The organism is Xanthomonas vasicola pv. musacearum NCPPB 4379 (assembly GCF_000277895.2).
Taxonomy (GTDB): Bacteria; Pseudomonadota; Gammaproteobacteria; order Xanthomonadales; family Xanthomonadaceae; genus Xanthomonas; species Xanthomonas vasicola.
The window spans coordinates 3013135-3032496 of the sequence record NZ_CP034655.1; the positions used below are offsets into that span (position 1 = coordinate 3013135).

Genomic DNA, 19362 nt, shown 5'->3' on the forward strand with positions numbered 1-19362 from the left:
CTTTCAGTAAAGCTACCAACAACTATCGGGTGCGGTGATTGCGGTGATGCCGGTGCAGTGACTGCACTCGCCCCGATTGCGGGAAAGTTGGCGGCATGAATGCCGCCATGGCCCCACGGACGGATTTACGGCGTGTCGCGAGCGGTGAGGGCATCGCGCCCTCAACTGACCCAAGCGACTGACTCACGCTTTCGCCTGCATCCGAACGACGCTACGACCGAACTCGACGCACATAGCTTTCAAATAGGCGTACATATTAAGGATGCTGAAAACAGATCGCCGGGCAAAACCCGGCGATCCAGACTCAAAAGTCAGCACACCCCCGCCGACCTCATCGGATCACGCCGCCGGCCGCAACACGTTCAAGACTTCGTAGCACGCGCCCATCGTGTGGTAGTCGGTCTTACCCGCCGGGCTTTTCTCATCGCTGTACTTGCGGTTGTCCGCATCCAGAATGCGATACCACGCACCGTACTGATGGTCGATCATATGCGCCCACGAATAGGCCCATAGCTTGTCGTACCACTGCCAGTAACGATCATCGCCGCTGCGCTGGGCCAGCAATGCAGCGGCAGCCAGCGACTCGGCCTGCACCCAGAAATACTTGTCATCGTCGCAGACCTTGCCGTCAGGATCGAAGCCGTAATACAGCCCGCCGCGCTGCGCATCCCATGAACGCTCCACTGCCACATCGAACAGATGCTGCGCGGTCGGCAGCAACCAGTCGGCCGGCGCATAGCGATCCAGCAGCATCAGCAACTTGGCCCACTCGGTCTGATGGCCCGGCTGAAAGCCCCACGGACGGTACAAGTGCTTGGGATTGTCGCGGTTGTACTCCCAATCGATATTCCACTGCAGGTCGTAATGCTCCCACACCAACCCATCGGCCTTGGCCGCTTGGCGCTTGGTCATGTTCTCCGCGAGCACCAGTGCGCGATCGAGATAACGCTGCTCGCCGCTAGCCTCGTACGCGGCGATCATCGCCTCGCACATATGCATGTTGGCGTTCTGGCCACGGTAGCTGGTGAAGTTGAATTGCGCGTCGGCTTCGTCGCGATACAGCCCGAACTCCGCTTCCCAGAAGTGCTTTTCCAGCAGCTGCCAGGTTTCGTCCATCCACGCACGCGCCTCATCGACGCCGGCCTTCAAACCACACGAATACGCCAGCAGCACGAAGGCCACGCCGTAGCAGTGATTCATGTCGTCTTCGACTACGCCATCGCGCAGCGTCCACGCATAACCGCCGGTTTGCGGGTTGCGATGCACGTTGCGTAGATAGTCCAGCCCGTGGCGCACTGCTTGCAGATACGCCGCATCGCCAAACTCGCGGTAGGCCATCGCGTAGTTGAAAACGAAGCGCGTACTGCTGACCAGGTGCCGATGCCCGGCATCGTAGATCGAACCGTCATCGCGGAAGTACTGGAGAAACCCGCCCGCCGGATCGATCGCGCGCGGATGGTAGAACGCCATGGTGTCGGCGATGTGCTGACGCAAGACGTCAGCCGAACGGAAATCGGGTGCAGGTGTTGCAGGCAAACGGCTCATGATTGTTCCTGGATCAAAGAATGGACCTCATCGACGCTCGGCATCGCAGCGAACGCGCCCTTGCGTGTCACCGCCAACGCACCGACAGCTGCAGCAAAACGAATCACCTCGTTGATTGCCGCTGGATCGCCGCATAGCTGCTCCAGCGAAGATGCGCGCACGGCAAGCTGATACAGCAGGCCACCCACGAACGCATCGCCGGCAGCGGTGCTGTCGCGCACCTGCACGCGGAAGGCCGGTACCTGGCCGGAATCGGTACGTGTCTGCCAATGCACCGGACCGCCACCATCGGTGACCAGCAACCAACTGGCCTTGCCCTGCCACAGCTTTTGCGTCACCGCACTGGCATCGCTATCGAGCGTCCCCGCCAGATAGTCGAGTTCTTCGCGCGAGAGCTTGACCACATCGGCTAGCGCCAGCGCCTCCCACAGCAATGGCGCCGGGTCGACATCCTGCGGCCACAGCATCGGCCGCAGATTGAGATCCAGGCTGACGATGGCGCCATCGGCGCGCGCACGGCGCATGCCGTCGAGCGTGCATTGCGCAATCTCCGGCTCGGTCATGCTGTTCGAACACACATGCAATACCGCGGTTTGGGTAAACCCATCCGCAGCGAAGTGCTCGGGGCGGAACAACAGGTCTGCTGCCGGCGGACGGTAGAAACTGAAACTGCGCTCACCCGCTTCGTCCAGTGCAACGAAGGCCAACGCAGTCTTGGCTTGATCGGTGCGCACAATGCCATCAGTCACCACGCCAGACTGCTGCAAGCTCTGCAGCAAGAAATCGCCGAACATGTCGCGCCCGAGCATGCCGACGAAATGTGCAGCGCCACCCAAGCGCGCCACCGCAACGGCGACGTTGGCCGGCGCACCGCCGGCATATTGCGCGAAGGTCCGCGCTTCGTCCGGGCTGGCCTGCGGCAACGCCAGCATATCGATCAACGCTTCGCCGAAACACACCACCTGATGCTTGCTCGCACTCATGCGCGTGCCTCCGCCAGTGCGCCGCGCAAACGCGAGCCCCAGATACCGTAGAACACGATGTACAGGTAGCACAGCAGGGGCAGCACGAACGACTCATGCAAGCCAATGCTGTCTGCGAGCAGTCCTTGCAGATACGGCACGATGGCGCCGCCGACAATGGCCATGATCAACAGGCTCGACGCGCGACCGGTCAACGGACCCAGCCGCTCGATGCCCAGGGTGAAGATAGTCGGGAACATGATCGAATTGAACAGGCCGATCGCCACCAGCGCATACACCGCCAGCATGCCGCCGCTGGCCATGGTCAACCCCAGCAATACCGCATTGATCGCAGCGAACACCGACAACAATACGCGCGGCGACAATTTAGCCAGCAGTGCCGAGCCAATGAAGCGGCCGATCATCGCCAGCGTCCAGTAGGCCGACACATACTTGGTCGCCTCACGCTCGGTGAAACCGCCGATCTGCGGCAGCGAGAAGTAATTGACCATCAGGCTGCCGATCGCCACTTCTGCGCCGACATAGAAAAAGATCGCCAGCACACCGAAGCGCACGTGGGGATGACGCAAGGCATCAAGCAAGGAATGCTTGCTCTCGTCCTTCTGTGCGCTTGCATCGGTCAATGCCGGCAGACGAAACAGAAACACGAAGATCGCCAGCAGGAACAACACGATGCCCAGCCCGATGTACGGGCCTTGCACGGCTTGCGCTTCCTGCACGCGATACGCAAGTTGCTCGGCTTCCGGCAACGCCTTGAGCTGATCGCCACTCATCACCGTGTTGGACAGGATCAACCAGCCACCCATCAGCGGCGCGATTGCGGTGCCGAGCGAGTTCAACGCCTGCGCCAGCGTCAAACGGCTGGAAGCACTGCGCTCTGGACCCAGCAAGGCGACGTAGGGATTCGCAGCGACCTGCAAGATGGTGATGCCGGTGGCCAGCACAAACAGTGCACCGAGGAAAGCACCGTACACGCGCAATTCCGCCGCCGGCCAGAAGCCCAGCGCGCCCACCGCCGCCACTGCCAACCCGGCCACGATGCCCTGCTTGTAGCCCAAGCGATTTACCAACCAACCGGCCGGCAGCGACATCAGGAAGTACGCACCGAAGAAGGTGAATTGCACCAGCATCGCCTGCGCGAAGTTGAGCTCGAACACCGCTTTCAAGTGCGGAATCAGGATGTCGTTGAGGCAGGTGAGAAAACCCCACATGAAGAAGATCGTGGTCACCACCGACAACGCGACGCCGTTATTGACGGGCGCCTTGTTGCCGCTGGACACGGAGGATTGCGTGGAAAGGGAAACCATAGGAGTTGCCTGGTCAGCGGCCTGAGGCCTTGGTGGGGGAATGGGCGGATGGACCGCTTGGGGGAGGTGATGACATCTGCGCTGCTGGCGCGCAGGCGCTGCTTGCGCGAATTTTTAGGGCGACTGCTGCGGTCAACTGCTGCGCGGCGAGTTCGGGGCTGCCGATCCGCTGCAATACCAGTTGCGCAGCCTGTCTGCCACGCGCACGCGGATCTGCGGCCAACGTGGTCAATGCAGGCGTGAACAACGCTGCTTCGGCGATGTCGTCGAAACCGGTCACCGCAAAGTCGCGGCCCGGCACGATGTCCTGCATCGCCAACGCGGCCATCAAGCCCAGCGCAACGCTATCGTTGTAGCAGACCGCAGCAGTCGCCGAGTGCGCTTCACTGCTTAGCAAGCGCACGCCACACAGTGCAGCGTCCTGGCGATTGGGGGCCGACTCGACGTAGTGGGTTTCCAAGCCCGCTTCTTGCATCGCCCGCGCGTAGCCGGCGCGGCGCTGGCGGCAGGAGCTAGATGCAGCATGCCCACCAAAAAACACAATGCGCCGATGCCCTTGCGCGATCAGATGCGTGCACGCCAGAAACGCGCCCTGCGCATTGTCCAACGCCAGCAGATCCCACTGCGCCCCTTCTACCTCGCGGTTGAACAGCACCACGTTACGTTGGCGGCCGAGTACCTGGCCGAGTGCCTGCGCCTGGCTACCTTCGGCTGGCGATAGGATGATGCCCGCCGGTGTGTGCTCCATCAGCGAGGTCAGCACGGCCTGCTGACGCTGCGTGGATTCGCCAGTGCTGCCGAGCAAGGTCACATAACCCGCCGCGCCCAATGCCTCGTCGACACCGGCAGCGAATTCGGCAAAAAAGGGGTTGGACAAATCATTGATGACCAACGCGATGCTGGACGAGGTGCGCTGGCGCAAATTCGCCGCGGCGCGGTTGTAGACGTAATTCTGCCGATCCAGCTCGGCTTCCACCCGCGCGCGCGTGCTTGCATGCACCAGCGGGCTACCGCGCAGCACCAGCGACACTGTCGCCCGCGACACACCAATGGCCCCCGCGATATCGCGCAAGGTCACCGCACCGCGACGCACACGTAACGCGTCGATGTCCTCAGTCGCCTCGGATGTTGGCTCGGCTTGCGTCATGTGGCAAGCCTTGCGGTGAAAGAAATGCGCATGCATTGGCATCAAATTGGATCGATCCAATTAGGCCTTTTCTGCGCAATCAATGCATGCGGCAGTGCAACATAGACAATCGAGCAACCGCAGGAACACCAACGTCAAACTCGACTCGACCAGTGACCGGCTGCCACAGCTTCCTCGCGCTCATTCGAACGCGATCGACACCCCGATTCCGCCCTGCCAATCCGGGCTCTCCGACGTCAGGCCGCGCAATACTGACACGTCCAGCTGCATCGCGTGCGGCAGCTGCCAGGCGCCGCCGGCGCCAGCCACGCGCGAATGCTCGCTGCCGGTATCGAACCCCGCTTCCACGTAGCTGCTGAAATGATCGCCGGAAAAAAACGTGTAATTGGGCGCGAAGGTCCAGGTGTGGCCCTCATCGTCGCGCGCGTAATTGACGTACATCGCGATAGCGCGTTGCTCCGGTAGGTCCCAGGACGCGGTCACACCGAGTTCGCGCGAATAGCCCTCGCTAAAGGCCGGGCTGCCGGTCGGCACGCTATAGGTGCCCAGCGCAGCCCAATGGAAACTGTCCGAGCGCGACGGCAAGACCAACTTCAAGCCAATACTGCTGTCGCCACCACCACGCACCCGCGCGCCGCCGCCATGCTGCCAGTTGTAGCTGTCGCTCCCGAGCTGCAACTCGACGTTCTGGAACAGCCCCAGCCGCAGCAGCGTATCGGCGGTGTATTGGGTGGTGCGCTGCCCGTCGCTGCGATCGGTACTCGCATCCGGCAAGCCCTGTTCCCAGGCGAACCCACCTGGCTGCAATACCTCCGCCGAGAAGGGAATACCCGGGCGATCGAATGCCGGTGCATCGTCTGCCTGTGCCGCGACGTGGCCGCTAGCCAGACACAATGCGAGCGCTACAGCGGTCGAGACCGTTCGGCCTGTCGCCTGCACACGCATGCCACTAAGTGCACGAGCTTCCAAAAATCCATCGACATGGGAGTTCAAGGATTTCGACGATATGGACATACGCAGCACCATTGGCAGGACGGAGCAAGCAAGAAGGGGCGACGCCACAGCAAGATAATCCTGCCTGCATCGACCAGCAGAGGCACGCATGGTGCCGCGCTGGCCGTGACCGGCTTGTATAGCGGCCCCTTGTCTATTGTTTTCCCTTTTTTTCGCGGGTTACCGGCTGTGGTGCGCCTTGATGACATTCAAGGGGAAACCCTGCTCGACAACACCGCACGCGTGCTGCGCCCGACAAATTGATGCACGTGATGACGCTGCTCTGTTGCGCCCCTTCTGACTTTCGGTGACACGCAAACAAAAATGGGCACCCGCAGGCGCCCACTCACAACACACTCAATGTAGTGCAGTCTTACCAGACCAAGTCGTCAGGAACCTGATATTTGGGGTCTGCGTACGGGTCGTCTCCCGCCGGTGCGTTCGGGTCCACTTTCAAGGCGACCGATGGGGCGAACACCGTTTCGGCTTCGGCGAGTACCTCGGCAGTTACCAGCACATAGCGCCCGTTGAGTTGCAGCACGCCCAGCTCGCCGGCGTTGAGCGCCTTGAGTTGATCGGCGTTAACGTAAATACGCTTGATCTTGCCGCCATACGGAAAGTGCCGGGCGATATCCGCAGCGGCATCGTTCAAACCTTTGTCCTTCACCAGCTCTTCGAGCTTTGCCTTGGCTTCGCGACGCAGGCGTGCTTCTTCCTGCTTCACTCGCTCGGCTTCGATGCGCTCGTCTTTCTCGCGCTGCGCACGGATCGCATAGGCCTTGGCCAGATCGATATCTTCGCGGGTGCGTGCCGGCCTGGGGCCACGACGGTCTGCAGCGGCATGCTGCGGGCGCGGCGCTACGCCGGGCTTGCCGTCATGCCGAGGCTTGGGCCTGCCATTGGGTTTGCGCTCGCCATTGCCGTCGGCCGCCGCAGCGGCATGCGGCCGCTGCGGTCCCCTGCCCTGGCCCGGCCGATTGCCGCCGGGTCCTGGCTTGCCACCGTTGCCATGCGCACGCGCGGCAGGCCGTGCGTCGGGTTTGCGTTCGGGCTTGGGCGCGGACTTGAAGCCCAACCCAAGCAACTGGTCACGTAATGTATCACTCATGGCGGTGGCAATCTGCAATCAATAGTGCGGAGGCGGCGGTTCGTCCGCTGCATCGGCAAACAACGTGGAGCGCACCTTGCCCAAATCCTCGAGCAGGTGGCGGATCAGTTCGGCATTGCGGGCGCCCGTCAAACGGGCGTCCGCAAGTGCTTCACTCAGTTCGTTGAGCGCCTGCTCCTGAAAGGAAAGGCGCGTTTCCAGTTCAACCAACCGCGCTTCCAGTGCCTGGTCGCGCGGCGAGAGTTGCTCATGCATGCAACGAACGGCCTCGTCCGATGGCGTAGTACGCCAGACCTGCGGCTTCGATTTCCTGCGGGTCGTACAGGTTGCGACCGTCGAACACGACGTCGTCCTTCAAGGCCTGCTTGATCTTGCCCAAGTCCGGGCTGCGGAACTGCTTCCACTCGGTGACCACGACCAGTGCATCGGCGCCTTCCAGTGCGGAGAAAGCATCCTCGCAGAAGGTCAGATCGTCGCGCTCGCCGAAGATGCGCTTGGCTTCATGGGTGGCTTCCGGATCGTAGGCACGCACGGTTGCACCTGCTTCCCACAACTGCTCCATCAAGCGGCGGCTGGACGCGGCACGCATGTCGTCGGTGTTGGGCTTGAACGCCAGGCCCCACACCGCAAACGTCTTGCCGGCCACGCTGCCAGTGCCTTCGGTGCCGTAATGACGCTGCACCAGTTCGAACAGATGACCCTTTTGCGCGTTGTTGACGCTTTCCACTGCGTTGAGCAGGGTCGGCTGCATGCCGTACTGCTCGGCCGTCTTGGCCAGTGCCTGCACGTCCTTCGGGAAGCACGAGCCGCCGTAACCAGCTCCGGGATAGATGAAGTGCCAGCCGATCCGCGGATCCGAACCAATGCCGTTCCGCACGTGCTCGACGTCCGCACCGACACGCTCGGCAATATTGGCGATCTCGTTCATGAAACTGATCTTGGTCGCCAGCATCGCGTTCGCCGCGTACTTGGTCAGCTCGGCCGAACGCACGTCCATTTCCACAATCCGATCGCGGTTGCGATTGAACGGTGCATACAGACGCCGCATCCGCGCAATGGCCGCCGGCTTCTTGGCACCGATCACGATGCGATCAGGACGCATGCAGTCGGCTACCGCGTCGCCTTCCTTGAGAAACTCAGGGTTGGAAACCACGTCGAATTCATGGTCCACGCCACGCGCGTCCAGTTCTTCCTGGATTGCCACGCGCACCTTGTCGGCGGTGCCGACCGGCACGGTGGACTTGTTCACCACAACCGCGGGCCCATCGATATGGCGACCGACCGTACGTGCAACAGCCAGCACGTACTGCAGGTCGGCGCTGCCGTCTTCGTCCGGCGGCGTGCCCACGGCGATAAAGGTGATTTCGCCGTGCGCAATCGCCTCGGCAGCATCGGTGGTGAAGCGCAACCGGCCAGAGGCGTGGTTGGCTTTCACCATCGGCTCCAGGCCGGGTTCATAGATGGGAATCACCCCACGATTGAGACCATCAACTTTCGCCTGATCGATATCTACACAGATAACGTGATGACCGACTTCGGCCAGACAGGTTCCGGTGACAAGACCAACATAACCGGTACCAAAGATCGCAACTCGCATGGGTGGGGGTACTCCTGTGGGGGATCAGGGAAGGATACCCATCAGTTCGACATCGAACGTCAACGTTGCGTCAGGTCCGATCGGCCCCCCCTGCGTGCCGTTCGGGCCATAGGCCAGGTTGGATGGAATCCAAAAACGATATTTCGAACCGACCGGCATCAACGCAACGCCTTCGGTCCAACCGGGAATGACTTGATCCAGACCAAATTCGGCCGGCTGGCCGCGCTGGTAGGAACTGTCGAAGACCTGCCCGTTGAGCAGCTTGCCCTCGTAGTTCACACGCACCTTGTTGGTCCGCATCGGGCGCTCGCCGCTGCCCTGGCGCAACACCATGTACTGCAGGCCAGACGCGGTCGTGATCACGCCCTTCTCGGTCTTGTTCTTGGCAAGGAAGGCGTTGCCTTCTTCGCGATTCTTGGCACCGGCAGCGCCCTGCTTGGCAGAGGCGAATGCCTGCATGGTGGCCATCGCTTCCTGCTGGGTCAGACGCGTGGTGCCCTTGGCGAACACGGTACGCACCGCTTCCATCAGGATCGACAGATCGATCTCGTCCTTGATGCCGGCCAGCGACGGACCGACCGCGCGATCGCCGAGCATCAGGCCAACATTTTCCTTGGACGGTGCGGCCGGCGCGGCGCCCGGCGCCATGCCAGGCACCTGCTGGCCGTTACGGGCAGCGAGCGCGGTACGCAATGCGGTATCGGTGGCCTGAGTCTGCTCATCCGACAACAACGGCTTGCCGCCCTTGAATGCATTTTCGATGGCGCGTTGCATCGCGTTCACATCGATGTCCTGAGCAATCGGCTCGAACGAACGTGCCACGTCCATACCGATGGCGTAGCTGACGTTCTCGCGCGTGCTCTTCTCAGACGATGCATTCAAAGCTGGCTTCTCCTTGGTGGCCGCTGCGGCCGGTTGCTGCGACATCGCCGGCATCGATGCCGACATTGCCACCATCAGTAACGACGCCGCCGCGCCGCGCTTTCCCATCTTCATTCGATGCACTTCCCAAAGTGAAAAGACACGCCACCGATGGCGCTGAATGCGTATTGTCGCATGCGCGCGCGGCGATGCGAGCGCTGCACTCAGCGCGACGGCGCCTTGAGCTCGCGTTCGATTGCTGCCAGCACGCTCGGATCGTCCGGTTTGATCTTGCTGGGGAACTGCGCAACCACGCGACCATCGCGACTAATCAGGTACTTATGGAAGTTCCAGCCCGGCGCCACGCCGGTGACCTGGGTCAAGCGCTGATACAGCGGCGTTGCCTGCGCACCCAGCACATGCACCTTCTCAAACATCGGGAACTTGACGCCATAGGTCAGCGTGCAGAATTCCTGGATCTGTTTCTCAGATCCGGGTTCCTGGCCCTGGAAATCGTTCGACGGAAAGCCCAGCACGGTGAAGCCGCGGCTGCCGAAACGCTGATTGAGCGCTTCCAGGCCTTCGTATTGCGGGGTGAAGCCGCACTTGCTGGCCGTGTTGACCACCATGACGACCTTGCCGCCGTAGGTACGGTTCAGGTTGATTGGCGCCTTGCCGGCCAGCGGCCGGTAGTCGACATCCAGCACTGGAGTGCCAGCGGCAAGCGCCGAGGTTGCAAAAAAGCCAGTCAATACAATAGCTAGTAGACGATTGAGCAACATGAGCAATGCCTTGGAGAGTTGGGGCGGCGCACCTGTGAGGAGGTGCCATCAGTTGGGTATGACAAACAGTTGACTGCCTCCGTGTCGGTGTTATAGTTGAATACAACACCAGTCATCCAACGCAGGGGGAAAGCATGAACAGCACACGCTTCACGCGACCAGTTCCGCTGTTGCTGTTCGGCAGCACCCTGTTTGCTATTGGTTGCCTGGGAGCCGCTTCCAGTCAGGTGACGGAGTCTGGCGCTGATTATGGCGCCTCGGAGGCGGTTACGGAAAACGCGACAACTCCCCCCGAAGCGCGTTCGCGGCCTGGCCAGCATGTGCGCGCTTCGCTGTCGATGCCCTATTTCTCCTTCGCGCAAGCCCTGCGCCCACGGAGCTGATCATGAATGACATTCAGTGGAGCGACGGCGCTCCCATCTACCGCCAACTCAAGGAACGGGTAATTGCCATGATGCTCGATGGAATCTTAAAGCCCGGCGATGCACTGCCCTCGGTACGCCAGGTGGCCGCCGACTACCAACTCAACCCCATCACCGTCTCGCGCGCCTATCAAGAACTGGCCGACGAGAACCTGGTGGAGAAACGCCGCGGCCTGGGCATGTTCATGACCCCGGAAGCCGCACAGAAACTGCGTGGCAGCGAACGCGAGCGTTTCTTGAATGAAGAATGGCCCGCGGTGCTGGAAAGGATCCAGCGCCTGGGACTATCCATTGACGATCTGTTGCCACAGGGAAAAACACCATGACCGCCGTCTCCTCCGACCATGTGGTCGACGCACGTGGCCTGCGCAAGGCTTACAAGCATCGGCTCGCGCTGGACAACACCAGCTTCACCATCGACGCCGGCCGCATCATCGGCCTGATCGGCCCCAACGGTGCCGGCAAGACCACCGCGCTCAAGGCGGTGTTGGGGCTGACCGATTTCGATGGCGAGTTGCGCGTGTTGGGCATGGATCCGCGGACCCAGCGCAACGCGCTGATGAATGAGGTCTGCTTTATCGCCGACGTCGCGGTGCTGCCGCGCTGGCTGCGGGTTGGCGAAGCGATCGATTTCGTCGCCGGCGTGCATCCGCGCTTCGACCGCGCCAAGTGCGAGCGCTTCCTGGCCAACACCCAGCTCAACCGCAAATCGCGGGTGCGCGAATTGTCCAAGGGCATGATCGTGCAGCTGCATCTGGCGCTGGTGATGGCAATCGACGCACGCATCCTGGTGCTGGACGAACCGACCCTGGGCCTGGACATCCTCTACCGCAAGCAGTTCTACCAGCGCCTGCTGGAGGATTACTTCGATGAGCAAAAGACCATCATCGTCACCACGCATCAGGTCGAAGAGATCGAACACATCCTCACCGATGTGATGTTCATCCGCGACGGCCGCATCGTGCTCACCGCCGATATGGAAAGCGTCTCCGAGCGCTATACCGAGGTGTTGGTCGGTGCCGACCATCTGGATGCAGCGCGCGGCTTGAAGCCGGTCGACGAGCGCAGCCTGCCGTTCGGCAAGACCGTGATGTTGTTCGATGGCGCGCCGAAAGCGCAGCTCGCCCGTTTCGGCGAAACCCGCAATCCCGGCCTAGCCGACCTGTTCGTTGCGGTCATGAAGGGGACCTACGCATGAATGCAGTGACTAACCAAGCTTCACCCGCACGCACCTTCGCCTGGCTGCTCAAACGCGAGTACTGGGAGCACCGTGGCGGCTTCGTGTGGGCCCAATTCATCACCGGTGGCATCGCGGTGTTCTTCGCGCTGCTGGGCGCGGTGATCGGTGCAATCAGTGCACGCCGCAACATGGTCGGCGACAGCATCAACATGGACGATCTGGCCGAATACACGCGCACGCTGGGCCAGGTTGGCGACGGCCTGTTACTGGGCGGCATCGGCATCGCCTCGGTGGTGCTCGCATTCGTGGTGTTTTTCTACGCACTCGGCAGCCTGTACGACGACCGCCGCGACCGCAGCGTGCTGTTCTGGAAATCCTTGCCGGTGTCCGACCTGCAGACGGTGTTGTCAAAAGCCGCCTGGGCATTACTGCTGGCGCCGCTGATCTCCATCGTGATTGGTGCGGCAGTCGGCTTGGCACTGTGGTTGATCGCCATCGTGGGCGCTTTGATTGCCGGCGTGCCCAGCCCTTGGGCATTGGCAACCCATTCGCACCCGTTCTCGCTGCTGTGGCTATTGCTGAAAACCGTGCCGATGAGCCTGTTGTGGGCACTGCCGACCGTGGGCTGGCTGATGTTCTGCTCGGCCTGGGCCAACAGCAAGCCGTTCCTGTGGGCGGTGCTGTTTCCATTACTGGCCTGCGTGATGCTGAGCATTCTTTCGGCGATGCCGGGCGTGTCGCTGCCGATCGGCTGGATCTGGTACATCGTCGGCTACCGCGGCCTGCTCAGCGCCCTGCCCGGCACCTGGTCGCCACTTGCCGTCAGCGGCACTCTGGACAGCAGCACGCTGCAAAACCCCAGCGACTTGGTGCAGTGGGCGCTGCAGCACACCAACAGCACGCTCGTTTATGGCAGCCCGGACATCTGGATTGGCGCAGCCATTGGCATCGCCTTGATCGCCGCTTCCATCTACCTGCGCCGTCGGCGCGCCGAAGCCTGAGGGACATCCCATGCGCCTGACCTTGAGCTTGGCCATTTTGTTCGCACTGCCCTTTGCCGCAGCGGCAGAGGAGCAGTGCAAAGTCTCCGAACCGCGTAGCCTGGACTTGCAGCTGACCGGCGTGAAGTCGGTGCTGTTCGAGGTCGCCTCCAACGACCTGCATCTGGACGCGTCAGCGAGCAGCAACGGAAAACTGAGCGGGCGCGCCTGTGCTGCCAGGGCGGAGTTGCTCAAGAGCCTGACCGTCACCCAGAAGCGCGTCGGTGACAAGCTGGTGGTGACCTTGAAGGATGACCGCCGGTTTTCCTTCGGTAACAGCTATTCCTACCTGGATCTGCGCGGCAGCGTGCCCAACACGATGCTGGTGCAATTCGACGTGGGTTCCGGCGATGCGCAGATCAACGGGGCCGCTGCAGTGAGCGCCGACGTGGGCTCCGGCGAGATGACGATGCGTCACACCAAGGGCCGCGTGACCGCCAAGGTCGGCTCCGGCGATGTCGAGCTGGAAGATCTGGGCGCACTGCGCGTGTTGGCAGTGGGCTCCGGCGATCTCAAGGCGCGTGAGGTGCACGGCGCGGCAGAGGTGGCGAAAGTGCAGTCTGGCGAGGTCGAGCTGCACGGTGTCGCAGGCAACGTCAAGCTCGGCACGATCGGCTCGGGCGATGTCGATATCCGCGATGTGCAAGGCAACGTCAGCGTGGAGTCGGTCGCTTCCGGCACGCTGACTGTGCGCAAGGTGCGCGGTGATCTGAGCGTGGCGCGCAAAGGCAGCGGCGATATCAATGTAAGCGATGTCACCGGCAGCACGCGGGTGCCGGCAGACAAATGACGACTCTTTTCAGATTTCGGGGGAATTGCTGATGAAATTACTTGTTTCAGCGGTAGTGATGAGCGTGTTGCTGGTGGGCTGCGGTAAGTCCGAACCCACCGTCAACGTCTCCGGCCAGGCCAACAGTGCCGGCGTGACCTTCAATGGCAAGAGCTTGACGCTCAAACGCGATGGCCTGCCCGCGGCCACGATCAGTGTAGATGGCGCGCTCAGCATCGACGGCAAGCCGGTGGATTTGAACGAGGCGCAGCATAAGGCCATGCGCGATTACTACGCGCAGGTGCAGGGCGTGGCCAAGAAGGGCATCGATATCGGCACCCAGGGCGCGGCATTTGGCGCACATGCGGCGGGCGAAGCAATCAAGGGCGTGCTTAGCGGCAACTCCGATCAGATCGGCGACAAGATCCAAGCCCAAGCCGATACCTTCAAGAACAGTGCCATGCAGATCTGCGATCAGTTGGCCAGCTTGCGTACTGCACAGGATGCAGCTGCGCAACTTGTGCCGGCATTTGCGCCGTATTCGAGCCTGACGCAGCACGACATCGACGACTGCCGTAAGTAGAGCAGTTAGCAATACGACTGCGCTCACCGTCAGGCGGGCGCGGCCGGGTGTCCGGTGCGGCGTAGACCGCTCGTACACTGCCTCTACGAGCGCGCTGTCCACGCAAAGCTGCGACTGCTCGCTACGGTTTGGAAGCCGCTCCAAACACGGCGGTTCGGTGGCTGCGTGTGAACTAGGGCCTGCGCAGCTGCTGATCAATCGTCGACACTCGACCGTGATCGCCGGGAAGCGCAGCGGCGCGAGACTGCATACATGGCAACCAAGCGGGCAACGCCCTGCGACATTTTGGCGCGCACTCCGCTGGCACTTAGCCAATCCGCAGACCGGAGCGGGATTACACTAGTGTGCTATCCCTCACTCCATCGACCCCATGAACAAGTTCGTGATGCTCTGCATGGCGCTGCTGCTGTGCACGCTCGCCGCCTGTGGCGACCAATCGTCCCGCCGCGCCGAACGCGGCAAGCCGCGCGTTGCGATCACCACGCAATCGGTAATGATCCGCCGTCCGCCGGCTGCCAACGCTGAAATCACCCCCGACGGCACGCTCAAGATCGACGACATCGCGCTGCCCCAGAAGGAGCCGACGCGCGCCAAGTTGCAACTGCTGTTCGGCCACCTGCAGATGTTGCGTCAGCAGGCGGTCAACGATGCTGGACCGGATCCGGATTACAAGTCGATCAAGCTGACCGCCACGCCGGAAATCCAGAAGCTCAGTGGCGAGTTGCTGGATGAAATTCCGTCGCTGCAGCCATATCGCGAGAGTTTTGGTAACGTGCAGGCCGAGCGTCACTGAGTAGTAGCGAAGCAGCGCGAAAATCGCGGATTCGCGCAAGGCCGCTTAGGAGCGCGGTTGCGCACGACAGGGCGTCATCGATGATGCCCCGTCGCGCACATGTGCGCTCCTACTCACGCAGCAGTGATCAGCCGCCGCTACCACCGCCGGCCTGGATACCGCCAAGCGTCAACGCGGCCGGGTCGAGCAATCGCCGCAGCTCCGCTTCGCTGAGCCCGCTGTCTTCCTTGGCTACATCGAGTACCGGGCGCTGCTCCTTGTAGGCACGCTTGGCAATCGCCGCGGCCTTTTCGTAACCGATGATCGGATTCAGCGCGGTCACCAGGATCGGATTGCGGTCCAGCGCCTCGCGGACACGCTCCTGCCGCACCTTCAACCCGGCAATCGCCGTGTCGGCCAGCAGGCGCGAGACATTGCCCAGCAACGTGATCGAATCCAGCAGGTTGTAGGCGATCAGCGGCAGCGTCACGTTCAATTGGAAATTGCCGGTCTGCCCGGCCACGGTGATCGCGGTGTGGTAGCCGATGACCTGCGCACACGCCATCACGGTGGCTTCGGGAATCACTGGATTGACCTTGCCCGGCATGATCGAGCTGCCCGGCTGCAACGCCGGCAATTCGATCTCGCCCAGGCCCGCCAATGGGCCGGCATTCATCCAGCGCAGATCGTTCGCGATCTTGATTAGTGCCACCGCCAGCGCATTGAGCTGGCCGGACAATTCCACCGCATCGTCCTGCGCAGCGAGCCCTTCGAACTTGTTTTCCGCACTCTCGAACTTGGCCCCACTCAGGCTGGACAAGGCCTTGGTCACCTTGCCACCGAAACGCGGGTCGGCATTGATGCCGGTGCCGATCGCGGTGCCGCCCAACGGCAACCGCCGCAACCGCTTCAGCGCATCGTCGAGACGCTCCTGCGCCGAACTCAGCTGCGCCGACCATGCACCGAACTCCTGGCCGAAGGTCAGCGGCATCGCATCCATCAAATGTGTGCGGCCGGTTTTGACGATCTTGTCCAGCGATTTCGCGCGCTTGTCGATGGTCTTGCGCAGATGCTTTAGCGCCGGCTGCAGGTGTTCCTGCACAGCGAGCAATGCCGACACGCGAATGGCAGTGGGAATCACGTCGTTGGAACTCTGTCCGAGATTGACGTGATCGTTCGGATGCACCGCGTCCTTGCCAGCGCGCGTGGCCAATGTGGCAATCACCTCATTGGCATTCATATTGGACGAGGTGCCCGAACCGGTCTGGTACACATCGATGGGAAACTGCGTATCGAAGCTGCCCTCGGCCACTTGCAACGCAGCGGTCTGCACGGTTTTGCCGATCGATTTCGGCAGCAATCCAAGTTCGGCATTGACGCCGGCCGCCGCTGCCTTGATCAGGCCCAGCGCGCGGATGAAACCGCGCGGCATCGGCTGCCCGGACACCGGAAAATTCTGCACCGCACGCTGGGTCTGCGCGCCCCACAACGCATCGGCAGGCACTTGCAGTTCGCCCATGCTGTCGTGTTCGGTCCTGAAACGTTCGCTCATCTGCACTCTCCGCACATGGTTGGTTTGTGGTGATGGATGGCTGGCAGCGGGCGTACCCACGCTGGCGTGGCTGTCTACGATACTCGCTCGCCGCGTTGCGACGATGTCGTCGCGCGCCGTCCGCTAGGCTGCATGCTGATCAATACGAAGTACCAAGCCGCCATGGGCGACGAGCCTGACTGTAGATACGCAAACTCCATGTCCGCCCAATACCGCACCGCCGCGAGGGGTGCATTGGCGCGCAGAAGCAGCGCTTTCAGAGCGCACGGAGGCAGACATGTTAGGTAACGTTCTGCTGCTGTTCGTGGCGCTGTTGTTGGCGCTGTTGAATGGATTTTTTGTTGCCGCCGAGTTTGCGCTGGTCAAGCTGCGGCACACGCAGGCGGTGGGCCTGGCGCAAACCAACGGCTGGCGCGGGCGATTGCTGCTTGGTGTGCACGCACATTTGGACGCGTATCTGTCGGCCTGCCAGCTCGGTATTACGCTGGCCTCGCTCGGACTGGGCTGGGTCGGCGAGCCGGCTTTCGCGCATCTGCTGCAACCGGTCTTCGATACGTTGGGCCTGTCGCCGGAAGCGGCACAATTCACTGCGCTGGCGATCGCTTTCAGCCTGATTTCGTTCCTGCACATCGTGCTGGGTGAATTGGCGCCCAAGACCATGGCGATTCGCCGGCCGGAGCAGATGTCGCTGTGGACCGCTGCGCCGCTCTACGTTTTTTATTGGGCCATGTATCCGGCGATCTGGGTGCTCAATAACAGCGCGAATCGATTGCTGCGCCTGCTCGGCTGGGGCGATGCGGGACATCACTCGCACCGTTATTCGCGAGAAGAGCTGATGCTGATCGTTGGCCGCCAGGACCCGAACGCGGCCACGTCCGACCAAGGCCTGGCCTTGATGAGCCACGCATTGGAATTGCCGGATTTGGTGGCCGGCGATCTGATGCGTCCGCGCGAGCACATGCGCAGCCTGCGCGAAGGCATGAACCTGCAAGCGGTGTTAGCGGAATTCAGTGAGTCGCGCTACAGCCGCTACCCCTGGTTCGATGCCGATGGCGAACAGGTGCTGGGCATCCTGCACACCAAGGACCTGCTGGTGGCGATGGCACGCGGCCAGGACCTGGACGATCTGCGCCCTTTGCTGCGGCCACCTACCGTACTGACTCTGGAAACGCCGATTCCCAGCGCGTTGGAGCAATTCCGCACCGGCACCACCCATCTGGCGCTGTGCGTGGAAGAAGAAGGCCGCATCCTGGGCTTTTTCACCCTGGAAGACCTGCTGGAAGTGGTGGTCGGCGAGATCGAGGACGAGCATCGCCACGTGGTGCGCGATGCCCCGATCCGTGGCCAGGACGGCTCGCTACTGGTCGCCGGCAGCACGTCGATTTTCCGCCTGGAACGCCTGCTCGGCCAGGATCTGAGCGCGCCGGACCACGTCAATTCGGTCGGCGGGCTGATTCTGTATCAGCTGCAGCGGCTGCCCGAGGAGGGCGAAACGCTGGAGGTGGATGGCCACTTATTGACTGTGCGACGCATGGCCGGCCACCGCATCCAGGCAGTGACCGTGCGTCCGGTGGGCGACGCTGACGCCCCGGCCGGATGATGCCGTCGATTCAGTCGACGGACGCGCGAGGCGAATCGCCGAGGCGAAACCAATAGCGGTAATCGCGCGACTGCCCGCCGAAGCGCACCCCGCGGATGGTCACGTCGTAGATCACATCCGGCTGCAAGCGCGGCACCCGGAACTGCAGGCTATTGGGCACCCCGAAACCCTCGTGGTCGTCGCTCAGGTTGCGCACCTGCAGCTGGCGTCCACCGCGCTCGCTAATCTGCACCTGCACCTCGGCGTAGTCGACATCGCGATTGGCGAACTTGCGATTGCGGTCCGGCAAGGCGGTGAACGACAACAGCGCATCGTCGGCGTGGTAACGGCGTGGGTACTCACCGATCGGCCAGGCGATGAAATCGGCACGCGTCCGCGCCGCGCCGCCGACCGCCGGAACGAAGCGCAGCGCGGCGCCGCTACTGAACGCAGCGCCGTTGCGACCAGCCACCATGCCGAAGGCCACGCGTTGCAGAAACGGATCCAGCAGCCAACGGCGGTGCCCTAGTCCACCGGCGCTGACATTGTTGGCGTCGGTCAGCCATTCGATCACGATCTGTTCGGGGCTGGAGAAACCCAGCAGCGGCGAACTGACCCCGCCATAGATCAGGCTACGGCGCGCGCCCTTGGCCGCGATGTCGGAATAGCAGCGCCAGTCTGGCGTCGGCGTATGGCTGAGGCGGCCGTTGGCGGCAATGACCAAGGCGGCCTGGGTGGCTTCGGGCTCGGCCGCCGGGTCGTAGTCGACCGCGTCGAGACCGTGCAGCCGACGGATGTCGTTGATCAGCGCCAGCACGCGTTGTCGCTGCGCCGGCTGCAGATCGCCGGCACGGCAACCGGCGATCGCGGGCGGGGTGCGATACAGCGCCGCCGCCTGCGCCGCGAAGTCGGCCTCCTGCGCGGCGGCGGGCAGCGCGGCGGGCAAGATCGCGATGGCGAGGCGAGCGAAGATCGGGCGCATGGCAGGCCGGAACAGCGCGGGGAACTCTACCATAAAGTGCAGATCGCGCTGTGTCGGGCTCCTCTGCTGCGCAGGTAGCCCGCCATTCAGCCCACGCTGGCGTGGACTTGGCGACCCACTTGCAGCTCACCGGGCCTGCCCACAGCGCCGGCGGCGTAGA

21 protein-coding genes are annotated in these 19362 nt (G+C 62.4%); 9 read left to right on the forward strand and 12 right to left on the reverse strand.

Features of this window, described 5'->3' with window-relative positions:
* Positions 1–339: 339 nt before the first annotated feature.
* The 5 genes from KWO_RS14005 to KWO_RS14025 form a co-directional block, all read right to left on the reverse strand.
* Positions 340–1545: an AGE family epimerase/isomerase gene (locus KWO_RS14005; protein WP_010380168.1), complete on the reverse strand. Its 1206-nt coding sequence runs from the start codon at positions 1543–1545 to the stop codon at positions 340–342.
* The gene (locus KWO_RS14010) at positions 1542–2528 is read right to left on the reverse strand and encodes a carbohydrate kinase family protein (protein ID WP_010366458.1); all 987 of its coding nucleotides are present in this window, start codon (positions 2526–2528) and stop codon (positions 1542–1544) included. Before KWO_RS14010 ends, KWO_RS14005 begins: the two co-directional genes overlap by 4 nt.
* Complete coding sequence (fucP, locus tag KWO_RS14015; RefSeq protein ID WP_010380171.1) at positions 2525–3835, reverse strand: L-fucose:H+ symporter permease; 1311 nt, start codon at positions 3833–3835, stop codon at positions 2525–2527. The genes KWO_RS14010 and fucP overlap by 4 nt, the downstream gene beginning before the upstream one ends.
* A gap of 13 nt (positions 3836–3848) precedes the next feature.
* The gene (locus tag KWO_RS14020) at positions 3849–5024 is read right to left on the reverse strand and encodes a LacI family DNA-binding transcriptional regulator (RefSeq protein ID WP_026112518.1); all 1176 of its coding nucleotides are present in this window, start codon (positions 5022–5024) and stop codon (positions 3849–3851) included.
* A 138-nt stretch (positions 5025–5162) separates the two neighbouring features.
* Positions 5163–6008 carry a transporter gene (locus KWO_RS14025; RefSeq protein WP_162832876.1) on the reverse strand — a complete coding sequence of 282 codons (846 nt, stop codon included), beginning with the start codon at positions 6006–6008 and terminating at the stop codon, positions 5163–5165.
* 93 nt (positions 6009–6101) lie between these two features.
* Here KWO_RS14025 and KWO_RS23045 point away from each other — a divergent pair, with 93 nt between their 5' ends.
* Positions 6102–6239 carry a hypothetical protein gene (locus KWO_RS23045; RefSeq protein ID WP_157795336.1) on the forward strand — a complete coding sequence of 46 codons (138 nt, stop codon included), beginning with the start codon at positions 6102–6104 and terminating at the stop codon, positions 6237–6239.
* A gap of 109 nt (positions 6240–6348) precedes the next feature.
* Here KWO_RS23045 and KWO_RS14030 read toward each other — a convergent pair whose 3' ends face one another.
* The 5 genes from KWO_RS14030 to KWO_RS14050 all read right to left on the reverse strand — a co-directional run bounded on the left by KWO_RS14030 (position 6349) and on the right by KWO_RS14050 (position 10323).
* On the reverse strand, positions 6349–7083 hold the full coding sequence (locus KWO_RS14030) for a DUF2058 domain-containing protein (RefSeq protein ID WP_039441188.1): 735 nt from the start codon (positions 7081–7083) through the stop codon (positions 6349–6351).
* A gap of 18 nt (positions 7084–7101) precedes the next feature.
* Positions 7102–7338 (reverse strand): SlyX family protein, encoded by a 237-nt coding sequence (locus KWO_RS14035; protein ID WP_010380178.1) that lies wholly within the window; start codon positions 7336–7338, stop codon positions 7102–7104.
* Positions 7331–8680, reverse strand: coding sequence for a UDP-glucose dehydrogenase family protein (locus KWO_RS14040; RefSeq protein ID WP_010380180.1), 1350 nt, complete (start codon positions 8678–8680; stop codon positions 7331–7333). Before KWO_RS14040 ends, KWO_RS14035 begins: the two co-directional genes overlap by 8 nt.
* A 24-nt stretch (positions 8681–8704) precedes the next feature.
* Complete coding sequence (locus tag KWO_RS14045) at positions 8705–9637, reverse strand: FKBP-type peptidyl-prolyl cis-trans isomerase (RefSeq protein ID WP_309546591.1); 933 nt, start codon at positions 9635–9637, stop codon at positions 8705–8707.
* Between the two features lie 128 nt (positions 9638–9765).
* Entirely contained in the window at positions 9766–10323 is a 558-nt protein-coding gene (locus KWO_RS14050; protein ID WP_010366443.1) for a glutathione peroxidase, read from the reverse strand.
* A gap of 134 nt (positions 10324–10457) precedes the next feature.
* Here KWO_RS14050 and KWO_RS14055 point away from each other — a divergent pair, with 134 nt between their 5' ends.
* The 7 genes from KWO_RS14055 (at position 10458) to KWO_RS14085 (ending at position 15110) form a co-directional block, all read left to right on the forward strand.
* A complete protein-coding gene (locus KWO_RS14055) occupies positions 10458–10706 on the forward strand; it encodes a hypothetical protein (RefSeq protein WP_010366438.1) in 249 nt (82 codons plus the stop codon).
* Between the two features lie 2 nt (positions 10707–10708).
* Positions 10709–11071 (forward strand): GntR family transcriptional regulator, encoded by a 363-nt coding sequence (locus KWO_RS14060; RefSeq protein WP_003483692.1) that lies wholly within the window; start codon positions 10709–10711, stop codon positions 11069–11071.
* Positions 11068–11943, forward strand: a complete 876-nt coding sequence (locus tag KWO_RS14065) for an ABC transporter ATP-binding protein (protein WP_010366431.1) — start codon at positions 11068–11070, stop codon at positions 11941–11943. Before KWO_RS14060 ends, KWO_RS14065 begins: the two co-directional genes overlap by 4 nt.
* Positions 11940–12926, forward strand: coding sequence for a hypothetical protein (locus KWO_RS14070; protein WP_010380184.1), 987 nt, complete (start codon positions 11940–11942; stop codon positions 12924–12926). Before KWO_RS14065 ends, KWO_RS14070 begins: the two co-directional genes overlap by 4 nt.
* A gap of 10 nt (positions 12927–12936) precedes the next feature.
* Positions 12937–13755: a DUF4097 family beta strand repeat-containing protein gene (locus KWO_RS14075; protein ID WP_010366428.1), complete on the forward strand. Its 819-nt coding sequence runs from the start codon at positions 12937–12939 to the stop codon at positions 13753–13755.
* 31 nt (positions 13756–13786) lie between these two features.
* On the forward strand, positions 13787–14317 hold the full coding sequence (locus KWO_RS14080) for a DUF2884 family protein (RefSeq protein ID WP_017112801.1): 531 nt from the start codon (positions 13787–13789) through the stop codon (positions 14315–14317).
* A gap of 370 nt (positions 14318–14687) precedes the next feature.
* Positions 14688–15110 carry a hypothetical protein gene (locus tag KWO_RS14085; protein WP_010366424.1) on the forward strand — a complete coding sequence of 141 codons (423 nt, stop codon included), beginning with the start codon at positions 14688–14690 and terminating at the stop codon, positions 15108–15110.
* Between the two features lie 127 nt (positions 15111–15237).
* Here KWO_RS14085 and KWO_RS14090 read toward each other — a convergent pair whose 3' ends face one another.
* A complete protein-coding gene (locus KWO_RS14090) occupies positions 15238–16641 on the reverse strand; it encodes a class II fumarate hydratase (protein ID WP_010366421.1) in 1404 nt (467 codons plus the stop codon).
* Between the two features lie 277 nt (positions 16642–16918).
* On the opposite strand from KWO_RS14090, the gene KWO_RS14095 reads away from it, so the two are divergent.
* Positions 16919–18241, forward strand: coding sequence for a hemolysin family protein (locus KWO_RS14095; protein ID WP_010380187.1), 1323 nt, complete (start codon positions 16919–16921; stop codon positions 18239–18241).
* Positions 18242–18251: 10 nt separating this feature from the next.
* Here KWO_RS14095 and KWO_RS14100 read toward each other — a convergent pair whose 3' ends face one another.
* On the reverse strand, positions 18252–19235 hold the full coding sequence (locus KWO_RS14100) for a CAP domain-containing protein (RefSeq protein WP_017113896.1): 984 nt from the start codon (positions 19233–19235) through the stop codon (positions 18252–18254).
* Positions 19236–19362 lie beyond the last annotated feature (127 nt).